Source organism: Enterobacter sp. UPMP2060 (assembly GCF_053709655.1).
The window spans coordinates 16,994-38,468 of sequence record NZ_JBSKJQ010000007.1 but is presented as its reverse complement, the minus strand read 5'-3'; the positions used below and the strand labels follow the sequence as shown (position 1 = coordinate 38,468).

Annotated in this window: 17 protein-coding genes; 9 read left to right on the top strand and 8 right to left on the bottom strand. The window is 60.2% G+C overall.

All coding sequences use genetic code 11. The features are described 5' to 3' along the window. The first annotated feature begins 5 nt into the window (after window positions 1-5). Window positions 6-1,493: a UxaA family hydrolase gene (locus tag ACWKXN_RS15045; protein WP_048974669.1), complete on the top strand. Its 1,488-nt coding sequence runs from the start codon at window positions 6-8 to the stop codon at window positions 1,491-1,493. A 92-nt stretch (window positions 1,494-1,585) separates the two neighbouring features. Here the strand turns inward: ACWKXN_RS15045 and sstT are convergent, their stop codons facing one another. The 4 genes from sstT to ACWKXN_RS15025 all read right to left on the bottom strand — a co-directional run bounded on the left by sstT (window position 1,586) and on the right by ACWKXN_RS15025 (window position 5,839). Continuing rightward, window positions 1,586-2,827 carry a serine/threonine transporter SstT gene (gene sstT, locus ACWKXN_RS15040; protein WP_033146717.1) on the bottom strand — a complete coding sequence of 414 codons (1,242 nt, stop codon included), beginning with the start codon at window positions 2,825-2,827 and terminating at the stop codon, window positions 1,586-1,588. 219 nt (window positions 2,828-3,046) lie between these two features. Then, window positions 3,047-4,015: a TerC family protein gene (locus ACWKXN_RS15035; protein WP_029739669.1), complete on the bottom strand. Its 969-nt coding sequence runs from the start codon at window positions 4,013-4,015 to the stop codon at window positions 3,047-3,049. A gap of 251 nt (window positions 4,016-4,266) precedes the next feature. Further along, complete coding sequence (locus ACWKXN_RS15030) at window positions 4,267-5,265, bottom strand: Gfo/Idh/MocA family protein (RefSeq protein WP_048981216.1); 999 nt, start codon at window positions 5,263-5,265, stop codon at window positions 4,267-4,269. A 70-nt stretch (window positions 5,266-5,335) separates the two neighbouring features. Further along, the gene (locus ACWKXN_RS15025; protein ID WP_023333531.1) at window positions 5,336-5,839 is read right to left on the bottom strand and encodes a YgjP-like metallopeptidase domain-containing protein; all 504 of its coding nucleotides are present in this window, start codon (window positions 5,837-5,839) and stop codon (window positions 5,336-5,338) included. Between the two features lie 83 nt (window positions 5,840-5,922). Here ACWKXN_RS15025 and rlmG point away from each other — a divergent pair, with 83 nt between their 5' ends. Further along, complete coding sequence (gene rlmG / locus ACWKXN_RS15020; protein WP_454543982.1) at window positions 5,923-7,059, top strand: 23S rRNA (guanine(1835)-N(2))-methyltransferase RlmG; 1,137 nt, start codon at window positions 5,923-5,925, stop codon at window positions 7,057-7,059. A gap of 120 nt (window positions 7,060-7,179) precedes the next feature. Here the strand turns inward: rlmG and ACWKXN_RS15015 are convergent, their stop codons facing one another. The 3 genes from ACWKXN_RS15015 to lsrR all read right to left on the bottom strand — a co-directional run bounded on the left by ACWKXN_RS15015 (window position 7,180) and on the right by lsrR (window position 12,011). After that, window positions 7,180-9,201, bottom strand: coding sequence for an NADPH-dependent 2,4-dienoyl-CoA reductase (locus tag ACWKXN_RS15015; protein ID WP_064673351.1), 2,022 nt, complete (start codon window positions 9,199-9,201; stop codon window positions 7,180-7,182). A 207-nt stretch (window positions 9,202-9,408) separates the two neighbouring features. Beyond that, the gene (gene lsrK / locus ACWKXN_RS15010) at window positions 9,409-11,007 is read right to left on the bottom strand and encodes an autoinducer-2 kinase (protein WP_039260475.1); all 1,599 of its coding nucleotides are present in this window, start codon (window positions 11,005-11,007) and stop codon (window positions 9,409-9,411) included. A gap of 32 nt (window positions 11,008-11,039) precedes the next feature. After that, window positions 11,040-12,011, bottom strand: a complete 972-nt coding sequence (lsrR, locus tag ACWKXN_RS15005) for a transcriptional regulator LsrR (protein ID WP_048974664.1) — start codon at window positions 12,009-12,011, stop codon at window positions 11,040-11,042. Between the two features lie 215 nt (window positions 12,012-12,226). On the opposite strand from lsrR, the gene lsrA reads away from it, so the two are divergent. The 6 genes from lsrA to lsrG are packed head-to-tail and all read left to right on the top strand — an operon-like array spanning window position 12,227 to window position 17,912. After that, window positions 12,227-13,714: an autoinducer 2 ABC transporter ATP-binding protein LsrA gene (gene lsrA, locus ACWKXN_RS15000; protein WP_048974663.1), complete on the top strand. Its 1,488-nt coding sequence runs from the start codon at window positions 12,227-12,229 to the stop codon at window positions 13,712-13,714. Beyond that, complete coding sequence (gene lsrC, locus ACWKXN_RS14995) at window positions 13,711-14,742, top strand: autoinducer 2 ABC transporter permease LsrC (RefSeq protein WP_039260481.1); 1,032 nt, start codon at window positions 13,711-13,713, stop codon at window positions 14,740-14,742. The genes lsrA and lsrC overlap by 4 nt, the downstream gene beginning before the upstream one ends. Then, window positions 14,743-15,720, top strand: a complete 978-nt coding sequence (lsrD, locus tag ACWKXN_RS14990) for an autoinducer 2 ABC transporter permease LsrD (protein WP_454543981.1) — start codon at window positions 14,743-14,745, stop codon at window positions 15,718-15,720. Between the two features lies 1 nt (window position 15,721). Then, the gene (gene lsrB / locus ACWKXN_RS14985) at window positions 15,722-16,723 is read left to right on the top strand and encodes an autoinducer 2 ABC transporter substrate-binding protein LsrB (RefSeq protein WP_454543980.1); all 1,002 of its coding nucleotides are present in this window, start codon (window positions 15,722-15,724) and stop codon (window positions 16,721-16,723) included. 11 nt (window positions 16,724-16,734) lie between these two features. Continuing rightward, window positions 16,735-17,622, top strand: coding sequence for a 3-hydroxy-5-phosphonooxypentane-2,4-dione thiolase (gene lsrF, locus ACWKXN_RS14980; protein WP_033146707.1), 888 nt, complete (start codon window positions 16,735-16,737; stop codon window positions 17,620-17,622). Further along, window positions 17,619-17,912, top strand: coding sequence for a (4S)-4-hydroxy-5-phosphonooxypentane-2,3-dione isomerase (gene lsrG / locus ACWKXN_RS14975; RefSeq protein WP_008503162.1), 294 nt, complete (start codon window positions 17,619-17,621; stop codon window positions 17,910-17,912). Before lsrF ends, lsrG begins: the two co-directional genes overlap by 4 nt. A gap of 84 nt (window positions 17,913-17,996) precedes the next feature. On the opposite strand, the gene ygjG is transcribed toward lsrG, so the two are convergent. Further along, window positions 17,997-19,376 (bottom strand): putrescine aminotransferase, encoded by a 1,380-nt coding sequence (gene ygjG / locus ACWKXN_RS14970; RefSeq protein WP_454543979.1) that lies wholly within the window; start codon window positions 19,374-19,376, stop codon window positions 17,997-17,999. Between the two features lie 434 nt (window positions 19,377-19,810). Between ygjG and ACWKXN_RS14965 the strand changes: the two genes are divergently transcribed. Beyond that, window positions 19,811-21,331: a methyl-accepting chemotaxis protein gene (locus ACWKXN_RS14965; protein ID WP_182931230.1), complete on the top strand. Its 1,521-nt coding sequence runs from the start codon at window positions 19,811-19,813 to the stop codon at window positions 21,329-21,331. The last annotated feature ends 144 nt before the right edge of the window (window positions 21,332-21,475 follow it).

Genomic DNA, 21,475 nt, shown 5'->3' with positions numbered 1-21,475 from the left:
TTGATATGCAATACATCAAAATCCATTCGCTGGATAACGTGGCCGTCGCGCTGACGGATCTCGCTGAAGGCGACGTGGTGACCGTTGATAACCAGAGCGTCACCCTGCGTCAGGCGATCGTCCGTGGACACAAGTTTGCCCTGATCCCCATTGCGAAAGGGGAGAACGTGGTGAAGTACGGTTTGCCCATCGGCCATGCGCTGGCGGATATTGCGCCGGGTGAATACATTCACTCACACAATACCCGCACCAATCTGAGCGATCTGGACGAGTACAGCTATCAACCTGATTTACCGGCGGAAGAGCGTCAGGCGGCGGATCGTGAGGTGCAGATCTACCGTCGCGCCAACGGCGACGTGGGGATCCGCAACGAGCTGTGGATCCTCCCGACCGTCGGCTGCGTCAACGGAATTGCGCGCCAGATCCAGACGCGCTTCCTGAAAGAGACCAACAACGCCGAAGGGACTGACGGCGTGCATCTTTTCAGCCACACCTACGGCTGTTCCCAGCTCGGTGACGACCACATTAACACCCGCACCATGCTGCAAAACATGGTGCGTCATCCGAATGCGGGCGCGGTGCTGGTGATTGGCCTGGGCTGCGAGAACAATCAGGTTGACGCCTTCCGCGACACGCTGGGCGAGTTCGATCCCGAGCGCGTGCATTTTATGGTGTGCCAGCATCAGGACGACGAAGTGGAAGCGGGCGTTGAACAGCTTCACCAGCTTTATGAGGTGATGCGCCACGACAGGCGCGAGCCGGGCAAGCTGAGCGAGCTGAAGTTTGGGCTGGAGTGCGGCGGGTCAGATGGCCTTTCCGGCATTACCGCTAACCCGATGCTGGGCCGCTTCTCGGATTACGTGATTGCCAACGGCGGCACGACGGTGTTGACCGAAGTGCCGGAAATGTTCGGCGCGGAGCGTATTCTGATGAGCCACTGCCGCGACGAAGAGACCTTTGAGAAGACCGTCACCATGGTGAACGACTTCAAACAGTACTTCATCGCCCACAATCAGCCGATTTACGAGAACCCGTCGCCGGGCAACAAAGCGGGCGGGATCACCACGCTGGAAGAGAAATCCCTCGGCTGCACCCAGAAAGCGGGCGCGAGCCAGGTGGTTGACGTGCTGCGCTACGGCGAGCGCCTGAAAACTCACGGTCTGAACCTGCTGAGCGCACCGGGCAACGATGCGGTCGCCACCAGCGCGCTGGCGGGTGCTGGCTGTCATATGGTGCTGTTCAGTACCGGTCGCGGCACGCCGTACGGTGGTTTTGTGCCGACGGTGAAAATCGCTACCAACAGCGAGCTGGCGGCAAAGAAAAAGCACTGGATCGACTTTGATGCGGGCCAGCTGATTCACGGCAAAGCGATGCCGCAGCTGCTGACGGAGTTCGTGGATACTATCGTGGAATTTGCTAACGGCAGGCAGACCTGTAACGAGAAGAACGACTTCCGCGAGCTGGCGATCTTTAAGAGTGGTGTGACGCTTTAATCGGTGCGGCCTGATGCCCTCACCCTGACCCTCTCCCACGGGGAGAGGGGACAAACACTAAAAACGGCAACCTCAGGGTTGCCGTTTTGCTGTTAGCCTCGCAGGGGGTTCTTCGCTAAACGCGCGTCTTCCGCCTGACAGGCCGCTGCGGTAAACAGCACGTCGGTAGAGGAGTTCAGCGCTGTTTCGCAGGAGTCCTGCAGCACGCCGATGATAAAGCCGACGGCCACAACCTGCATCGCAATCTCGTTCGGGATGCCGAACATATTACACGCCAGCGGGATCAGCAGCAGCGAACCGCCCGCTACGCCGGATGCGCCACAGGCGCACAGTGACGCCACCACGCTCAGCAGCAATGCGGTTGGCAGATCCACCGGAATGCCCAGCGTATGCACCGCCGCCAGGGTCAGCACGGTAATGGTGATTGCCGCGCCCGCCATGTTCACGGTTGCGCCCAACGGGATCGACACGGAGTAGGTATCGCGGTCCAGGTTCAGCTTCTCCGCCAGCGCCATGTTAACCGGAATGTTCGCCGCAGAGCTGCGGGTGAAGAAGGCATACACGCCGCTCTCGCGCAGGCAGGTCAGCACCAGCGGATACGGGTTGCGGCGGATCTGCCAGAACACCAGCAGCGGGTTGATCACCAGCGCCACCAGCAGCATACAGCCGACCAGCACAACCAGCAGCTGCGCGTAGCCCCACAGCGCGTCGAAACCGGTGGTTGCAAGCGTAGAGGAGACCAGCCCGAAAATACCGATTGGCGCAAAGCGAATCACCAGCTTCACCATAAAGGTCACGGCGTTGGACAGATCGTTGACCAGGTTTTTCGTGGTGTCGTTACCGTGACGCAGCGCGAAGCCCAGACCAATCGCCCAGACCAGGATGCCAATGTAGTTTCCGCTCATCAGCGCGGTGATGGGGTTAGAAACCATGCTCATCAGCAGTCCGCGAAGCACTTCGACAATGCCGGATGGCGGCGTGATGTCACCGGCCGCGCTGGTCAGGTGCAGCGTGGACGGGAACAGGAAGCTAAACACCACGGCCGTTAAGGCAGCCGAGAAGGTTCCCAGCAGATACAGGAACAGAATGGGGCGAATGTTGGTTTTTTGTCCGTGCTGGTGGTTGGCAATTGACGCCATGACCAGCATCAGAACCAGTACCGGTGCGACGGCCTTCAGTGCGCCAACGAAAAGGGTCCCGAGCAGCCCCGTAGCCTCCGCAGCAGGTTTTGACACCATCGCCAGCAGAATACCCAGCACCAGCCCGACCAGAATTTGTTTAACGAGGCTGCCCTGCGCCAGGCGCGCGAACAGTCCGCTTGATTGTGTGCTCATACGTATTTCCTGAGTGAAATTGCGTTCCATCCCGGATGTGCTCTTAGTCACATTTATGTCCGGATGTAAGTAAATGTTTGCCTGGTCGAGTATAGGGAATGCGCGAAAGGAAGGAAGCGTAAAATGCTGGATTTTACGTGTTGCATCATATTTTTTAACTGCTGCGTTACAAAAGTGTGTTCACCCTCTCCCTGTGGGAGAGGGCCGGGGTGAGGGGGATTACTCCACCTGCTGCTTCTTATCGTGCTGGCGGTTAACCCAGGTATTGATAATCAGCGTCACGATCAGAATGCCAAACACCACGCCGAGCGAAATGGCGATCGGGATATGGTAGAAATCGACGATCAGCATCTTGATGCCGATAAACACCAGGATCACCGACAGACCGTACTTCAGCATCGAGAAGCGCTCCGCCGCGCCTGCCAGCAGGAAGTACATCGCACGCAGGCCGAGAATGGCGAACAGGTTTGAGGTCAGGACGATGAACGGGTCGGTGGTCACCGCGAAGATCGCCGGAATGCTGTCCACAGCGAAAATCACGTCGCTCAGCTCAACCAGAATCAGCACCAGCAGCAGCGGGGTGGCGAACAGCAGGCCGTTCTTGCGCACGAAGAAGTGCTCGCTCTCGATCTTGTCGGTCATGCGCAGATGCCCACGGATCCACTTCACCAGCGGGCGATCGCCAATCGCGGAGCCGTCTTCTTTCGCCAGCGCCATTTTGACCCCGGTGAACAGCAGGAACGCGCCGAAGACGTACAGCAGCCATTCGAACTGGGTAATCAGCCAGCTGCCGGCGAAGATCATGATGGTACGCAGGATAATCGCGCCCAGCACGCCGTACACCAGCACACGTCGCTGCAGGGCAGCAGGCACGGCAAAGTAGCTGAACAGCATCAGCCAGACGAAGACGTTATCAACCGCCAGGGCTTTTTCAATCAGATAACCGGTGAGGAAGGCGAGCGCCTGAGGGTCGGCCACCGCGCGGCCTTCGGTCGAGGCCAGGTACCACCAGAAGGCGGCACAGAACAGCAGGGAGAGGGTGACCCACACCAGAGACCAGGCCGCAGCCTGTTTGATGCTCATGCCGTGTGCGCCGCGACGCCCCTGCAAAAAGAGGTCGATCGCCAGCATGATGAGCACGACAACCGCGAATCCGCCCCACAACATTGGAGTGCCGACAGAATGCATACTATTTTCCTTACACATAAAAAAACAAAAACGGCCATGGTCAGAAGACGATAGCCGTTAGCTTTTTATGCATAGACCTCGCCTTCCGGCAAGGTCTCACTTACAACCACGAAGGTTGCCCGGCGACCGGATGCGTATTTAACGCATCGTAATGACGATCCACCGGCGAAGAAGTTACTCCCCTTTGCAGGTAACAAAATATGTCAGACCATCGGTTTCGTCAATGGTTTGCGCCGTTTCATTACACAGCTTTACGCGATCGCTTCCGCGCTCACGCCGTCTGCCGGGAATACCACGCCGGTCTGGCGACGGATCTCCGTTTGCAGCTTCGCCGTGGTGCGGCTCACCGCGAGGCCGGGGTGATTCACTTCGTTGTCTTCCACCAGACGGGCGAAGACCTCTGCCTCATAGAGCATAGTGTTAATATGCTGAGGCTGCGTCAGCTCCTGCGCTTTGCCGCCGCGCGGCACAAAGCTCACTTTCTGGCACTCGGAGATCTTCTCAATAACCAGCGAGCCCGCTTCGCCCTGAATTTCGCTCGGCAGCACGGAATCGCTCACCTTGGAGTGCTGCAGCGTGACGCTGAAATCACCGTAATCCAGCACCGCTACACCGTGCGCATCCACGCCGCTCTCCAGCAGGCTGGCGGTGGCGCTGACGCCGTGCGGTTCGCCCCACAGGGCCACGGCAGAGGCCAGGCAGTAGAAACCGATATCCATAATCGAGCCGTTCGAGAACGCCGGGTTAAAGGTGTTGGGGTTCTCGCCGTCCAGGTAGCGCTGGTAGCGCGACGAGTACTGGCAGTAGTTGATAAAGGCTTTACGCACTTTGCCAATTTTCGGCAGGGACTGCTGCAGCAGCAGGAAATTCGGCAGGCTGGCGGTTTTGAACGCTTCGAACAGCACCACCTGGTTTTCGCGGGCAAGCGCAATGGCCACCTCCACTTCCTCAATATTTGACGCCAGCGGCTTCTCGCAAATCACATGCTTTTTATGGCTGAGGAACAGCTTCGTTTGCGGGAAGTGCAGGGAGTTCGGGCTGGCGATATACACCGCGTCAATGGCGTCGCTTTGCGCCATGTCATCAAGCGAAGTGAAGAGATGCTCAACGAGGTAATCGTTGGCAAAACTCTGCGCCTGCTCAAGGCTGCGGGAATAGACTGCGGTAAGCTTAAGTTTGCCGGTTTCGTGGGCGGCGTCGACGAACTGGCGCGTGATCCAGTTCGTACCAATGACTGCGAAACGTATCATAAACGTTTACGTACTCCGTAGCGGGGAACCTTTAGCCACTGTAGCACGTCATCATGACAAATCGCGTGCGCTATTCCGCATTACCATTTAACGATAAATGCGTAAGCCACAGGCGGGTATCAAACTCCAGCTGGTGGTACTGGGGCTCCATGTGGCAGCACAGGGAATAGAACGCTTTGTCGTGCTCTTTCTCCTTCAGGTGCGCCAGCTCGTGGACCACGATCATCCGCAGAAAGGCTTCCGGCGCGTTACGGAAAACCGTCGCGACGCGGATTTCGGCCTTCGCTTTCAGCTTGCCGCCCTGTACGCGGGAGATGGCGGTGTGCAGGCCGAGCGCGTTTTTCAGCACGTGGATCTTGTTGTCGTACATCACCTTGTTGATCGGCGGCGCGCTCTTCAGATACCGGCTTTTCAGATCCTGCGTATACTGCCAGAGGGCCTTATCGGTCGCGAAATCGTGCGTGCCGGGATAGCGTTTTTCCAGCACCGCGCCGAGCTTCTGCTCGGCAATCAGGCTGCGAACCTGAGTCAGTAAATGCTCCGGATAGCCCTGGAGATAAGTAAGTTGGTTCATCAAAAGCCCAAATTAATGCGAAAACGGGTATACTCACGCACCCTTTTCAGGGATACGCCAAATTTTACCATTCAGGAGGGCCGATGAGCCACTTAGACAACGGTTTCCGTTCACTCAACCTTAAACGTTTCCCGGAAACGGACGACGTTAACCCGCTCATGGCGTGGGAAGCGGCGGATGAATATCTGCTGCAGCAGTTGGATGAGACTGAAATCCGCGGCCCGGTTTTGATCCTGAATGACGCCTTTGGCGCGCTGGGCTGCGCCCTGGCGGAGCACACGCCATACAGCATCGGCGATTCCTACCTGAGCGAGCTGGCGACGCGTGAAAACCTGCGCCATAACGACATCGAAGAGTCCAGCGTGAAGTTCCTCGACAGCACCGCGGACTACCCGCAGGCGCCGGGCGTGGTGCTGATCAAAGTGCCAAAAACCTTGGCGCTGCTGGAGCAACAGCTGCGCGCGCTGCGTAAGGTCGTGACGCCGGAAACGCGCATCATTGCGGGCGCTAAAGCGCGCGATATTCACACCTCGACGCTCGAGCTGTTCGAGAAAGTCCTCGGCCCGACCACCACGACGCTGGCCTGGAAAAAAGCGCGCCTGATCAACTGCACCTTCAGCGCGCCGGAGCTGGCCGACGCGCCGGAGACGCTGAGCTGGAAGCTGGAAGGCACCGACTGGACCATCCACAACCATGCGAACGTCTTCTCCCGCACCGGGCTGGATATCGGGGCGCGTTTCTTTATGGAACATCTGCCGGAAAATCTGGAAGGGGAAATCGTCGATCTGGGCTGCGGTAACGGCGTGATTGGCCTGACGCTGCTGGCGAAGAACCCGGACGCCAGCGTGGTGTTCAGCGACGAGTCGCCAATGGCGGTGGCCTCCAGCCGTCTGAACGTGGAAACCAACATGCCGGAAGCGCTGGACCGCTGCGAGTTTATGATCAACAACGCGCTGTCCGGCGTAGAGCCGTTCCGCTTCAACGCCGTGTTCTGCAACCCGCCGTTCCACCAGAAGCACGCTCTGACGGATAACGTCGCGTGGGAGATGTTCCACCACGCGCGCCGCTGCCTGAAAATCAACGGCGAGCTGTACATCGTGGCGAACCGCCACCTGGACTACTTCCACAAGCTGAAGAAGATTTTCGGCAACTGCGTCACCGTTGCGACGAACAATAAGTTCGTGGTGCTGAAGGCGGTGAAGCTGGGACGTCGTCGGTAAGATTGGGGATGTGCGGCCTGATGCCCTCACCCCGGCCCTCTCCCACAGGGAGAGGGAGCAAACGCTAAAAACGGCAACTGGGTTGCCGTTTTGCTTTTACCCTGGCCGCCCGGCAATACCCTAGATCGCCAGAGCCAGCTTCGTCCCCTGCGCAATTGCCCGCCGCGCATCCAGCTCCATCGCCACGTCGCACCCGCCGATCAAATGCACCGTTTTACCGGCTTCGCGCAGCGGATCCGCCAGATCGCGCTTCGGCTCCTGCCCGGCGCATAAAATCACATGATCCACACGTAACAGCTGCGGCTCGCCGCCGATCGTGACGTGCAGACCCTCGTCGTCGATCTTCTGGTAGCTCACCGCCGGGATCATCTTCACCCCGCGCGAGAGCAGGGTGGCGCGGTGGATCCAGCCCGTGGTTTTGCCCAGCCCTTCGCCCGGCTTGCTGGCCTTGCGCTGCAGCATCACGATCTGGCGCGGGCTTTTCGGCAGCTGCGGCCCTTCCGGGCGTAGCCCGCCGGACTGGTTCAGGCTGGTGTCGATACCCCATTCCACGCAAAACTCGGCAATGTTCTGGCTGGTAGCCTCGCCCGGCTGGCTTAAGTACATGGCGGTATCAAAGCCGATCCCGCCGCAGCCGATAATCGCCACCTTCTCGCCGACCGGCGTTTTGTCACGCAATACATCCAGATAGCTCAACACTTTAGGATGATCGATGCCCTCGATCGCAGGCGTGCGCGGTACGATCCCGCTCGCCAGGATCACCTCGTCGAAACCGATCAGATCCGCCGCGCTGACAAACTGATTAAGCCGCAGCTCGACGCCCGTCAGGTCGATCATCCGGCGGTAGTAGCGCAGGGTTTCATAGAACTCCTCTTTGCCGGGGATCTGTTTGGCGATATTAAACTGCCCGCCAATTTCCGCCAGCGCATCAAACAGCGTCACGCTGTGCCCGCGCGAGGCGGCATTCACCGCAAACGCCAGGCCCGCCGGGCCAGCGCCCACCACGGCCAGGCGCTTTTTACTGACCGCCGGAACGACCGGCATTTTGGTTTCATGGCAGGCGCGCGGGTTAACCAGGCAAGAGGTGACCTTGCCGACGAAGATCTGATCCAGACAGGCCTGGTTACAGCCGATGCAGGTGTTGATCTCGTCCGCACGGCCGCTTTGCGCTTTGGAGAGCAGTTCGGCATCCGCCAGGAACGGGCGCGCCATCGACACCATGTCGGCGTCGCCGCGCGAAATCACATCGTCCGCCACCTGCGGATCGTTAATGCGGTTGGTGGTGACCAGTGGAACAGAGACTTTGCCTTTCAGCTTCCGTGTTACCCAGCTGAACGCCGCGCGCGGCACTGGCGTGGCGATGGTCGGGATGCGCGCCTCGTGCCAGCCAATCCCGGTGTTGATAATGGTAGCGCCTGCGGCTTCAATCGCCTGCGCCAGCTGCACGGTTTCGTCGAACGTGCCGCCGCCTTCCACCAGGTCGAGCATCGACAGGCGGAAAACGATAATAAAGTCTGCGCCCGCTCGTTCGCGCACCGCGCGCACTACCTCCACGGCAAAGCGCATCCGGCGGGCATAGTCGCCGCCCCATTCGTCGTCGCGCTGGTTGGTGCGGGCGGCGAGAAACTCGTTGATCAGATAGCCTTCTGAGCCCATCACCTCCACGCCGTCATAGCCCGCCTCGCGCGCCAGCGCCGCGCAGCGGGCAAAGTCGTCGATCAGCGCCAGGATCTCATCGTGGCTGAGGGCGTGAGGTTTAAAGCGGTTGATTGGCGCCTGAATGGCCGACGGCGCGACCAGGTTCGGCTGATAGCTGTAGCGTCCGGTGTGCAGGATTTGCAGGGCGATTTTACCGCCCTCGCGGTGTACCGCGTCGGTCACAATGCGGTGGTGCGGCAGCTGTGACGCATCGTTCAGAACCGCGCCGCCCTCCATGCCCACGCCGGAAGGCGCCGGGGCCACGCCGCCGGTGACAATCAGCGCCACCCCGTGGCGGGCGCGCTCGGCATAGAAGGCTGCCAGACGCTCGGCCCCGTCCGGATGCTCCTCCAGCCCGGTGTGCATCGAGCCCATCAACACGCGGTTTTTGAGTGTGGTGAACCCCAGATCGAGGGGGGCGAATAACGACGGGTAGCGGCTCATAGTCTCTTCCAGTGTAAAATTATTGTTATGTGGTCGGATGAGTTACTAATTTAGCCAGCGGGAGCGGAAAGGTAAAAGCGGGATCGAATGATTGTGATAGATCTCAAAGAACTTCGCCCCTCACCCTAACCCTCTCCCCAAAGGGGAGAGGGGACTGGCTGGTGCGGTCTCAAAGAATTGGCTCGATCTGATTTTTTCCCTCTCCCCTCAGGGGAGAGGGGCAGGGTGAGGGGTGTGGGTTTTTACTAACCCCGGGGCCTGCCACATCGACGTCGTCAGCCCGCTGTCCACCAGCCCGAGCTGGTCCGCGTACACCGCCTGCCATTTCTGCATCATGCCGTCGTACAGCTCGCGGTGCTGCGGGTTCGGCGTGAACTCGCGGCTCCACTTCACCAGCCGCTCGCCCGTCGAGGCCATATCCGCAAACAGCCCCGCGCCCGCGCCTGCGGCAATCGCGCAGCCGAGCGCCGTCGCCTCTTTCACTTCCGGCACGCGCACCGGCAGCCCGGTGACGTCGCTTAAAATTTGGCTCCACAGGGCGCCTTTGGCCCCGCCGCCCGCAAACACCAGGCTTTCAAACGTCACGCCGGAGAAGCGCGAAATCTGCGCCAGGTTGCAGGCCGAGACGATCGCCGCGTTCTCCTCCAGGGCGCGGAACAGCGTCGCTTTGTTACACTTTTCCGGGTCGATGGAAAGGTTAATGAACGACGGCGCGGCGTGGTACCACTGCTTGAAATGCATCGCGTCGGAGAAAATCGGCATCACCCCGTGGGAGCCCGCCGGTACGCGGCTGGCCATCTCTTCCAGCAGGGAATAGGTGTCCATCCCCATCCGCTCGGCAATCAGCTTTTCCTCGGCGCAGAAGGCGTCGCGGAACCAGCGCATGGTCAGCCCGGTAAAGAAGCTGATCGACTCCGCCTGCGCCATGCCGGGGATAACGTGCGGGTTCACGCGGATGTTCATCTCGGGGTCGGTACGCACCTGCGGCAGGTTCACCACCTGCTGCCAGAAGGTACCGCCCAGCACCGCCGTTTGTCCGGCGCGGACCACGCCCAGCCCCAGACAGCCCAGCTGCACGTCGCCGCCGCCCATCACCACCGGCGTGCCTTCGCGCAGGCCGCTCTGCTGCGCGGCCTCTTTGGTAATCGCGCCCAGCACGGTACCGGTCTCTTTCACCGGGGAGAGGATATCTGCGCGCAGCCCGGCCATGTCGAGCAGCGCCGGACGCCAGTCGCGGGAGAAGAGATCCAGCATGCCGGTGGTGCCCGCGTTAGACGGGTCGACCGCCAGCTCGCCGGAGAGCTTCGCCGCCAGCCAGTCGCTGATCATGGTGATGGTGGCGGCTTTACGGTAGATGTCAGGACGATGGTGCGCCAGCCACAGCAGGCGCGGCATGGCGCTCAGCGCCAGCGTCTGGCCGGAAACCTCATACACTTCGGATTCAAAACGGTCGTCGTGGATCTCTTTGAGTTCGGCCACCTCGCGGCTGGCGCGGGCGTCGACGTTGGCGCAGGCCCAGATGGCCTCGCCGTTGCGGTCGTACAGCACGATCCCTTCGCGCATCGAGCAGCAGGCGACGGACTGAATATCCGCCGCGCTCAGGCACGCACGTTCCAGCGCCTGATGAATGCACCGGCAGGCCAGCTGCCAGTTGGTCTCCAGATCGAACTCCATCGATCCCGGCACGTTCTCCACGCTCAGGTGCTTCCACTCGGCCTGGCCGACGGCAATCTGGTTGCCCTGTAAATCGAAAATCACGGCGCGAACGCTGCCTGTCCCTGCATCTAACGCTAAAAGGTAACTCATGAGCTTGCCTCGTTGTTAGCGCAGGGCGGCTCTTAGTCGGCCAGAGCCAGCACCGCGCGGGCTGTCGTCTCCTCCGTCACCAGGCCATTGATACGGCGACCCTTCAGTGCGGCATAAATCGCATCGGCTTTCTCTTCTCCTCCGGCCACGCCAACGATGGTGGGCAGCTGCGCCAGTTCATCGAGCGTGACGCCCAGCAGTTCTTTGTGGATCTCCAGCTCCTCGACGCATTCCCCTTCGGCATTGAGGAAATAACCGAGAATGTCGCCGACCGCGCCTTTGCGGGCGTACATCAGCTGTTCACCTTCGCTGATATAGCCGGAGCGCAGTATCGTGGCGTCACGGCGCTGGTTCACTGAACCAATGCCGACCACAGCGACGTCGGCGGCGGTCGCGGCGAGGATCACGTCCCGCACGCTGGTCTCGCGTTTTAAGATCCCGGCCACCTCTGCGGATGACACGCGAAGCGGGGCGGGTATCATGCTGACGCTGCAGGCCGCGTCCAGCTGGCCAATACCGGTCATGTACGGCCCGACGCCGCCGGAAAGCGTCACCAGGCGGATCTGCTGCGAGCTGATAAAGCCGCTCAGGTGCTGCAGGCAGCTCATGGTGGTTTCACCAAACCCCACCGCTAATAGCTGGCCGGGCTCCAGTACGCCCATCAGCGACTGCGCCGCGCCAATGCCGAGCCGCACGTTCATCGGCGGCGTATTTAACGCGGGCATCACGCGCACCAGCTTCAGGCCAAAGCGCTGCTGTAGCTCGGTCTCCAGCGCCAGACAGCCCTCGTAGCGGGAGTTGATCTGCACGCGGATCACCCCGGACTGACGGCCTTTTTCCAGCAGGCGGGAGATCTTCAGGCGCGGCAGCCCGAGCCGCTCGCCGATGTCGTTCTGGGTCAGCCCGTCGTGGTAGTAGCACCAGGCCACGCGCGCCACCAGCTCCTCTTCCGCCAGTGCCAGCCCGGCAAACCTTACTTCTTCCGCAGTGCGTTTATCGCTCATAGTTGAACTCTTATAAAAATTTAGATCATATGTTCGTGATGACGCGAAGGGAAAGTGTGAGCCACGCGACAAAACGGATCTTTTAGATCGTTTCTGGTTTATCTGAATCTCAATCGATAAAACTGTGATCCCTGCACGGTTGTAAATATAGTTCACCGTCTACGCTTTTGAACATTATTAAATCTAAAAATCATTTGTTCAATAGCGGAGCGATGATGACACCACTTCTCGACGCGCGGAATATCAGCAAGCAGTTCTCAGGCGTGCCGGTCTTAAAAGGCATTGATTTCACGCTGCTTGCGGGCCAGGTGCACGCCCTGATGGGCGGAAACGGCGCGGGAAAATCGACGCTGATGAAGATAATCGCCGGGGTCGAAACGCCGGACGGCGGTGAACTTTCTGTCGAGGGGCAGTCATATGCGCGGCTCACGCCCGCTCAGGCGCACGGGTTAGGCATTTATCTGGTGCCGCAGGAGCCGCTGCTGTTCCCCAACCTGACGGTGCGGGAAAATATCCTGTTTCGCCTGCCGCGCGAACGCGATCTGGAAAAGCGGCTGGCGGAGCAGCTCCAGCAGCTCCAGTGCCAGCTTAACCTCGACGCCGCCGCCAGCACCCTGGAAGTGGCGGATCAGCAGATGGTGGAGATCCTGCGCGGGCTGATGCGCAACGCCAGGATCCTGATCCTCGACGAACCCACGGCCTCCCTCACGCCGGGCGAAACCGAGCGGCTGTTCCGCCAGATCCGCGCCCTGCAGGCGCTCGGCGTCGGGATTGTCTTTATCTCGCACAAGCTGCCGGAGATTCGCCAGCTGGCAAGCCACGTCTCGGTGATGCGCGACGGCGCGGTGGTGCTGAGCGGTGAAACCGCGCAGTTTGACGACAGCGCCCTGATCGCCGCCATGACGCCGGTAAGCCGGGAGAAATCCCTCAGCGATACGCAAAAGCTGTGGCTGGCGCTGCCGGGCAACCGCCGCACCCAGCCGCAGGATTTCCCGGTGCTGCGGGTGGAGGATCTCACCGGGGAAGGCTTTATCGATCTCAGCCTTGAGATCTACGCCGGAGAGATCGTCGGCCTGGCCGGGCTGGTGGGATCCGGGCGCACCGAGTTTGCGGAAACGCTCTACGGCCTGCGGCCGGTACGCGGCGGACGCGTCTGGCTGGAGAATCAGGACATTACCGCCGAGCCGGTAAGTTCACGCCTGGAAAAAGGGCTGGTCTACCTGCCGGAAGACAGGCAGGTATCCGGCCTGTTCCTCGACGCGCCGATCCGCTGGAACACGGTGGCGCTGAACGAGCCGTCGATTTGGCAGCAGCGCAAGCGGGAGTCGGCGGTGGTGGAGCGCTATCACCGGGCGCTGGGGATCAAGCTCAATCATGCGGATCAAACCGTGCGCACGCTCTCCGGCGGCAACCAGCAGAAGGTGCTGCTGGCGCGCTGTCTGGAGGCCAACCCCTTATTGCTGATCGTCGATGAACCGACGCGCGGAGTGGACGTCTCGGCGCGCGCCGACATCTATCAGCTGATAAAAAGCGTGGCGGCGCAGAACGTGGCGGTGCTGATGATCTCAAGCGATCTTGACGAGTTCCCGGGCCTTGCGGACCGCGTGCTGGTGATGCATCAGGGCGTGCTCAGCGGCGAGCTGCCGCGCCACGCCGTCAGCCTCGACAGGATGATGGCGCTGGCATTCGGAGGGCAGTCATGAAGACCTTGCTGAAAAACCGCGAGCTGAGCGCGTTCCTCGCCATCCTGGCGCTGTTCGCCGTGCTGGTGGCGCTGAATCCGTCCTACCTGAGTTTACAGACGCTGGGGATGATTTTCGCCAGCTCGCAGATCCTGATCCTGCTGGCCATCGGTGCCGCGCTGGTGATGCTGACCCGCAATATCGACGTGTCCGTCGGTTCCATCGTCGGGCTGTCCGCCATCGCCGTCGGCGTGGCGCTTAATAGCGGCTACAGCCTTCCCGTTTCCATTCTCTTCGCGCTGTCTATTGGCGCGCTGGCCGGGGCGTTCAACGGGTTCCTGGTGGTGGGGCTGCGCATCCCGGCGATTGTCGCCACCCTCGGCACGCTGGGGCTGTACCGCGGGGCAATGCTGCTCTGGACCGGCGGAAAGTGGATTGAAGGGCTGCCGCCCGGGCTGAAATCCCTCTCTGAGCCTGCCGCCGTCGGCATTTCGCCGCTCGGCATGCTGGTGTTGATTATCGCGGTCACGGGCGCGTGGACGCTCTCGCGCACCGCGTTCGGGCGTGATTTCTACGCGGTGGGGGATAACCTCGCCGCCGCGCGCCAGCTGGGCGTGGCGGTGAACCGCACCCGCATGATCGCCTTTACCCTCAACGGCATGCTGGCGGCCTGCGCCGGGATCGTCTTTGCCGCGCAGATTGGCTTTGTGCCCAACCAGACCGGCAGCGGGCTGGAGATGAAGGCCATCGCCGCCTGCGTGCTCGGCGGTATTTCGCTGCTGGGCGGCACGGGCACGCTGATTGGCGCGCTGCTCGGCGCCTTCTTCCTGACCCAAATCGACACCGTGCTGGTGCTGTTCAGGCTCCCGGCGTGGTGGAACGACTTTATCGCCGGACTGGTGCTGCTAGGCGTTTTGGTGCTCGACGGGCGCCTGCGCCAGGCGCTGGCGCGCCATCAGCGGGCGCTGAAGTACGGTCGCTTCCAGCCGGGTAACAAAGGGGGAAAGCACGTCACCCCGTTTCCCAAACGCAAAAAAGAGGTGGCGTAAATGAGGCTTAACTGGGAAAGCGCGCTGCTGATTTTACTGGTGCTGGAGATCCTGCTCTTTGGCGCCAGCAACCCGCGCATGCTCGATGTCAACATGCTGCTGTTCAGCACCAGCGACTTCATCTGCATCGGCATCGTGGCGCTGCCGCTTACGCTGGTGATTATCAGCGGCGGGATCGACATCTCCCTCGGCTCAACCATTGGACTGTGCGCCATCGCGCTGGGCGTGATGATGCAGGCGGGGTGGCCGATGGCGGTTGCCATTCCGCTGACGCTGCTGCTCGGCCTGTTGTGCGGATTACTTAATGCCGCGCTTATTCACTATACCGGCATTAGCCCGCTGGTTATCACCCTTGGCACGCTCTACCTCTACGGCGGGGGTGCGCTGCTGCTCTCCGGCATGGCGGGCGCGACGGGCTATGAGGGCATCGGCGGCTTCCCGGACGGCTTCACGGCGTTCGCTAACCTCACGGTGCTGGGCCTGCCGATCCCGCTGGTGCTGTTCGCGGTGATTACGTTTTTCTTCTGGCTGATTACCCACCGAGGGCGCTTTGGTCGTCATCTGTTTTTGATCGGGCAAAACCCGCGCGCGGCGCGCTATGCGGCGCTGTCGGTGAACGGCATGCCCTACGCACTGTACGGGCTGGTGGGCGTGGCCTCGGCGGTTGCCGCGCTGGTGATGGTCTCCTATTTCGGCTCCGCGCGTTCGGATCTGGGGCGTGATTTGCTGATGCCCGCGCTCACCGCCGCCGTGCTCGGCGGGGCTAATATCTACGGCGGGTCAGGTTCGGTTGTTGGTACTGCGCTGGCGGCACTGCTGGTGGGCTACCTGCAGCAGGGTTTACAGATGGTCGGCATCCCTAACCAGGTGTCGAGCGCGCTGTCAGGGGCGCTGCTGGTTGTGGTGGTGATGGGACGTTCGCTGAGTCTGCACCGCGAGTGGGTGCGTTCTCTCTTTAGAAAACTTTCCGGAGCGTAAGATGAAAACAAAACTGATAGTCCTGGCAATGGCCCTCAGCTTTGCCTCGGCGCAGGCGGCGGACCGCATTGCCTTTATCCCGAAGCTGGTGGGCGTGGGGTTCTTCACCAGCGGCGGCAACGGCGCGAAAGAGGCGGGGAAAGACCTCGGCGTGGACGTGACCTACGATGGCCCAACCGAGCCGAGCGTCTCCGGGCAGGTGCAGCTCATCAATAACTTCGTTAACCAGGGCTATAAGGCCATTATCGTCTCCGCCGTGTCGCCGGACGGCCTCTGCCCGGCGCTCAAGCGCGCGATGCAGCGTGGCGTCAAGGTCCTGACCTGGGATTCCGACACCAAACCGGAGTGCCGCAGCATCTACATCAACCAGGGGACGCCGGAGCAGCTTGGCGGCCTGCTGGTGGAGATGGCGGGCAAACAGGTCACCAAACCGAACGCTAAAGTGGCGTTCTTCTACTCAAGCCCGACCGTCACCGACCAGAACCAGTGGGTGAAAGAGGCGAAGGCCAAAATCGAGAAAGATCACCCCCAGTGGCAGGTCGTGACGACCCAGTTTGGCTATAACGACGCCACCAAATCCCTGCAAACCGCCGAAGGGATCTTAAAAGCCTATCCGGATCTGGATGCGATTATCGCCCCGGACGCCAACGCGCTTCCAGCGGCGGCGCAGGCGGCGGAAAACCTGAAGCGGGAAGGAGTGGCGATTGTCGGGTTCAGCACGCCGAACGTGATGCGCCCGTACGTTGAGCGCGGCACGGTGAAAGCCTTCGGCCTGTGGGATGTCGTACAACAGGGCAAAATTGCGGTCAACGTCGCCGATCGCCTGCTGAAAAAAGGCGATCTTAACGTCGGCGACAGCGTGGACGTAAAAAATATCGGCGCGCTGAAGGTCGAGCCGAACAGCGTGCAGGGCTACCAGTATGAGGCGAAGGGCAACGGCATCGTGCTGCTGCCGGAGCGCGTGGTGTTCACCAAAGAGAACATCAGCAAATACGATTTCTGACGGGGGAGCAAATGGCTGATTTAGACGACATCAAAGACGGCAAGGATTTTGGCATCGGCACGCCGCAGCAGAATGTGCCGTACACCCTGAAGGGCTGCGGCTCGCTGGACTGGGGCATGCAGTCCAGGCTTGCGCGCATCTTCAACCCGCAGAGCAACCGCACGGTGATGCTGGCCTTTGACCACGGCTACTTTCAGGGGCCGACCACCGGCCTTGAGCGTATCGATCTCTCCATCGCGCCGCTGTTTGGCGAAACCGACGTGCTGATGTGCACCCGCGGCATCCTCAGGAGCCAGGTGCCAGCCGCGACGAACAAACCGGTGGTGCTGCGCGCCTCCGGCGGTAACTCGATTCTGGGCGAACTGTCCAACGAGTGCGTGGCGGTGGCGATGGAGGACGCGCTGCGCCTGAACGTCTGCGCGGTGGCGGCGCAGGTGTATATCGGCAGCGAGTTTGAGCATCAGTCGATCAACAACATCATCAAGCTTGTCGATGCGGGCGCGCGCTACGGTATGCCGACGCTGGCGGTGACGGGCGTGGGGAAAGAGATGGCGCGCGACGCGCGCTATTTCTCGCTCGCCAGCCGCATCGCGGCCGAAATGGGGGCGCAGTTCGTCAAAACCTACTACGTGGACGAGGGCTTTGAAAAAGTGACCGCCAGCTGCCCGGTGCCGATCGTTATCGCCGGGGGCAAAAAGCTGCCGGAGCACGAGGCGCTGGAGATGTGCTGGCGCGCGATTGACCAGGGCGCGTCCGGTGTGGACATGGGGCGCAACATCTTCCAGTCCAGCGCGCCGCTCGCCATGCTGAAGGCGGTGAAAAAAGTGGTTCACGAGAACTGGAACGCCCGCGATGCGTTCCAGTTCTGGCAGGATGAGAAACAGGGAGAAGCAAAATGAACGTGACGCTGGTGGAGATCAACATTAAGCCCGAGCGGGTGGACGAATTTCTGGAGGTGTTTCGCGCCAACCACGAGGGGGCAATCCAGGAGCCGGGAAACCTGCGTTTTGACGTATTGCAGGATCCGAGGGTGAAAACCCGGTTCTTTATCTACGAAGCCTATAAAGACGAAGAGGCGGTGCTGGCGCACAAGCAAACCCCGCACTATCTGGCGTGCGTGGATAAGCTTGAGGAGCTGATGTCGGAGCCGCGCAAGAAACGCAGTTTTGTGGGGCTGTTGCCGGAGTAATGACCATGCCCGGTGGCGCTACGCTTACCGGGCCTGCATGCAGTATTTTGTAGGCCGGGTAAGCGTAGCGCCACCCGGCGTTGATTACGCCTCTTCCACACTTATTCGCAGCGCTGCCAGCGCTTTACGCGCCGCTTTCAGCACCTGCTCGCACTGCTCAATCGTCAGCGTCAGCGGCGGTTCAATGCGGATGGTTTTCGAGTTGTTGAGCGTTCCGGCGACCAGCACCCGCTGGCGGAACATCTCGCTCGCGAAGCTATAGCCGGTTTCGTTATCGACAAACTCAATCGCCATCAGCATCCCTTTGCCACGCGCGTCCTGCACCAGGTCCGGATACTCCCGGCCTAGCTGACGGAAGCCGTCCAGCAGCATGTCACCTTTCTGCTCCGCCTGGGCGGGCAGGTTTTGCTCCAGCAGCACGTTGATGGTTGCCAGCGCGGCCGCACAGGCCAGCGGGTTACCGCCAAAAGTGGTGGTATGCAGGAACGGGTTGTCGAACAGCACCGAGAAGACCTCTTCAGTCGCAACCGTCGCACCAATCGGCATCACGCCGCCGCCGAGCGCTTTCGCCAGGCACAGGATGTCCGGCTGCACGTTTTCGTGCTCGCAGGCAAACATCTTGCCGGTGCGCCCCATCCCGGTCTGGACTTCGTCGAAGATCAGCAGCGCGCCAAACTCATCGCACAGCTGACGCACGGCGGGCAGATAGCCCTGCGGAGGGAGGATTACGCCGCCCTCGCCCTGAATCGGCTCCAGGATCACCGCCGCCACGTCATCGCCGGTTTTACGGCATTCGCTCAGCACGGTGCGCATGGCGTTAATGTCGCCGAACGGCACGTGGCGGAAGCCCGGCAGCAGCGGCATAAACGGTTTGCGGAAGGTGGATTTGGCGGTAGCAGACAGTGCGCCCAGGGATTTACCGTGGAACGCGCCGCTGGTGGCGATAAAGGTGAATTTCCCGCGCGGCGACTGGTACGCTTTGGCGAGTTTAATCGCCGCTTCGACCGATTCCGTGCCGCTGTTGCTAAAGAAGCTGTACTTCAGTTTGCCGGGCGTTAAGGCCGCCAGCGTTTTCGCGAGCATGGCGCGAAGCGGGTCGAGCAGTTCCTGGCTATGGAGAGGTTGTTTCGCAAGTTGATTCTGTACGGCGGAAACCACAACTGGATTACGGTGCCCCACGTTGAAGATACCAAAACCACCCAGGCAATCGATAAACTCCTGTCCCTGGGTGTCGACAAGCGTGTTAAGGCTCCCCGCTTGCCACTCTACGGCTCCGTAATCCCCGCCGGCGGTAACAGATTTGCGATACTCCAGAAAACCTGGATTGACGTGCTCTTTAAAGTAATCGATGACCTCTCGGTTAAGTTGTTTCATCTCCTCATGATCGAGCGTTCGCTTCTCAATGAGATTCAGTGCGTGCGCGGTACAGGCAAGAGCCGAGGCGCTGGAAGGTAACCTGTTCAAAATGTGCTCCCGGGGATCGCGTATCACATGATACTGGTTTAAGTATTGCAGGGATTACGCCACTTCAGATGACTTAACGAAAATCGGGATAAACGCCAGGTTAAAATAATGTTGCACAATATTTAATCATGCCGGAGCAACCGAAACGGGATTTAGCGGTACAGGACAAAAAGGGTAAATGAGGCGGAAAAGCGCATCTGCACTAAAGAAGTGCATTGGCTGCAACTTAAGTGGGCATTAACTGGTCATGCTTTATAGGTAATTTCTTTACGAAAGTATTTGAAATCAATGAATTATAAAATCGTACAAAAAGTATGGTTTAAGTGAAATCTGCGATCTTCATCAAGTTTAACAACTAAAGATAAATTGTTTACCGCCGAAAAAACATTGACCCACAAAATTAACATTCAAATAACCTGCAAGGGATGCCCACGATGTCCTCTCCAACCTATGTCACCCAGAATGAATATTCTCTGGACGATGACACCACCTTAATGTCTACCACAGACGTCCACAGCTACATCACACACGCCAACGACACCTTTGTGCAGGTGAGCGGCTACCAGCTTGATGAGCTGACGGGCCAGCCGCACAATCTGGTCCGCCACCCCGACATGCCAAAAGCCGCGTTTGCCGATATGTGGTACACGCTGCAGCAGGGCGAGCCGTGGAGCGGAATTGTCAAAAACCGGCGCAAAAACGGCGACCACTACTGGGTGCGTGCGAATGCGGTGCCGATGGTGCGCCGCGGGCAGGTGACGGGCTATATGTCCATTCGCACCAAAGCCACAGCCGAAGAGATTGCGGCCGTGGAGCCGCTCTACCGGGCGCTGAACGACGGGAGCTGTAAGAAACGCGTGCACAAGGGGCTGGTGGTTGGAAAAGGCTGGCTGGGTAAACTGCCGGCAATGCCGCTGCGCTGGCGCGTACGCAGCGTGATGGCGGCGCTTTTTGCCGTTCTCGCCGCCACGCTGATCGCGACTTCCGCCGGGTGGATGCCGCTCGTTGCTGCCGCGGTGGTGATGCTGCTGGGAACGCTGCTGTTTGAGCAACAGATTGTCCGCCCGGTAGAGAATGTGGCGCGACAGGCCCTGAAGGTCGCAACCGGTGAGCGCAACAGCGTGCAGCATCTGAACCGCAGCGACGAGCTCGGGCTGACGCTGCGCGCGGTCGGGCAGCTGGGCCTGATGTGCCGCTGGTTAATCAATGACGTGTCGAGCCAGGTGGTGAGCGTCCGTGACGGCAGCGACAGGCTGGCACAGGGAAATGAAGACCTGAACGATCGGACGCGTCAGACCGTGGCGAACGTGCAGCAGACCGTCGCAACAATGAACCAGATGGCCGCTTCCGTTCAGAGTAACTCTGAAACTGCCGCCGAGGTGGATAAACTCTCCGTGGCCGCGAGCAGCGCGGCCACGAAAGGGGGCAACGCGATGCAGACCGTGGTCAAAACCATGGATGACATTGCCGACAGCACGCAGCGGATTGGCTCGATTACCTCCCTGATTAACGATATCGCTTTCCAGACCAACATTCTGGCGCTGAACGCGGCGGTTGAAGCGGCAAGGGCAGGAGAGCAGGGAAAAGGTTTTGCCGTGGTCGCGGGCGAAGTGCGCCATCTCGCCAGTCGCAGCGCCAGTGCCGCCAATGATATTCGTAAACTGATTGATGCCAGCGCCAGCAAGGTGCAGTCCGGCTCTGAGCAGGTTCACGCCGCAGGCCGCACGATGGATGATATCGTGGTGCAGGTGAAAAACGTGACGCAGCTTATCGCCCAGATCAGCCACGCGACCTCCGAACAGGCCACCGGGCTGTCAGAGTTGACCCGCGCGGTGGCTGAACTCGACAGCATTACGCAGAAAAACGCCGACCTGGTCGAGGAGAGCGCCCACATTTCTGCAATGGTGAAGCACCGCGCCGGACGCCTCAAGGATGCGGTGACTGTGCTCCACTGAGTCAGTAATGTTCCAAAAAAGCCGTTTATACCGTAGGGAATAAACGGCTTTTTATTTTTCTGATTGTGACTATTAATGTGGTTTATTGTTAATTTAATATTAAATAACTAAAGAAAGTGCCTCAGTTATTTATTCCTGCCTAAG

What these genes read in the sequence shown, in the direction of transcription:
- ACWKXN_RS15045 (WP_048974669.1), top strand. Translation starts at nt 6, where the DNA reads ATGCAATACATCAAAATCCATTCGCTGGATAACGTGGCCGTCGCGCTG.
- sstT (WP_033146717.1), bottom strand. Translation starts at nt 2,827, where the DNA reads ATGAGCACACAATCAAGCGGACTGTTCGCGCGCCTGGCGCAGGGCAGC.
- ACWKXN_RS15035 (WP_029739669.1), bottom strand. Translation starts at nt 4,015, where the DNA reads ATGCATTCTGTCGGCACTCCAATGTTGTGGGGCGGATTCGCGGTTGTC.
- ACWKXN_RS15030 (WP_048981216.1), bottom strand. Translation starts at nt 5,265, where the DNA reads ATGATACGTTTCGCAGTCATTGGTACGAACTGGATCACGCGCCAGTTC.
- ACWKXN_RS15025 (WP_023333531.1), bottom strand. Translation starts at nt 5,839, where the DNA reads ATGAACCAACTTACTTATCTCCAGGGCTATCCGGAGCATTTACTGACT.
- rlmG (WP_454543982.1), top strand. Translation starts at nt 5,923, where the DNA reads ATGAGCCACTTAGACAACGGTTTCCGTTCACTCAACCTTAAACGTTTC.
- ACWKXN_RS15015 (WP_064673351.1), bottom strand. Translation starts at nt 9,201, where the DNA reads ATGAGCCGCTACCCGTCGTTATTCGCCCCCCTCGATCTGGGGTTCACC.
- lsrK (WP_039260475.1), bottom strand. Translation starts at nt 11,007, where the DNA reads ATGAGTTACCTTTTAGCGTTAGATGCAGGGACAGGCAGCGTTCGCGCC.
- lsrR (WP_048974664.1), bottom strand. Translation starts at nt 12,011, where the DNA reads ATGAGCGATAAACGCACTGCGGAAGAAGTAAGGTTTGCCGGGCTGGCA.
- lsrA (WP_048974663.1), top strand. Translation starts at nt 12,227, where the DNA reads ATGACACCACTTCTCGACGCGCGGAATATCAGCAAGCAGTTCTCAGGC.
- lsrC (WP_039260481.1), top strand. Translation starts at nt 13,711, where the DNA reads ATGAAGACCTTGCTGAAAAACCGCGAGCTGAGCGCGTTCCTCGCCATC.
- lsrD (WP_454543981.1), top strand. Translation starts at nt 14,743, where the DNA reads ATGAGGCTTAACTGGGAAAGCGCGCTGCTGATTTTACTGGTGCTGGAG.
- lsrB (WP_454543980.1), top strand. Translation starts at nt 15,722, where the DNA reads ATGAAAACAAAACTGATAGTCCTGGCAATGGCCCTCAGCTTTGCCTCG.
- lsrF (WP_033146707.1), top strand. Translation starts at nt 16,735, where the DNA reads ATGGCTGATTTAGACGACATCAAAGACGGCAAGGATTTTGGCATCGGC.
- lsrG (WP_008503162.1), top strand. Translation starts at nt 17,619, where the DNA reads ATGAACGTGACGCTGGTGGAGATCAACATTAAGCCCGAGCGGGTGGAC.
- ACWKXN_RS14965 (WP_182931230.1), top strand. Translation starts at nt 19,811, where the DNA reads ATGTCCTCTCCAACCTATGTCACCCAGAATGAATATTCTCTGGACGAT.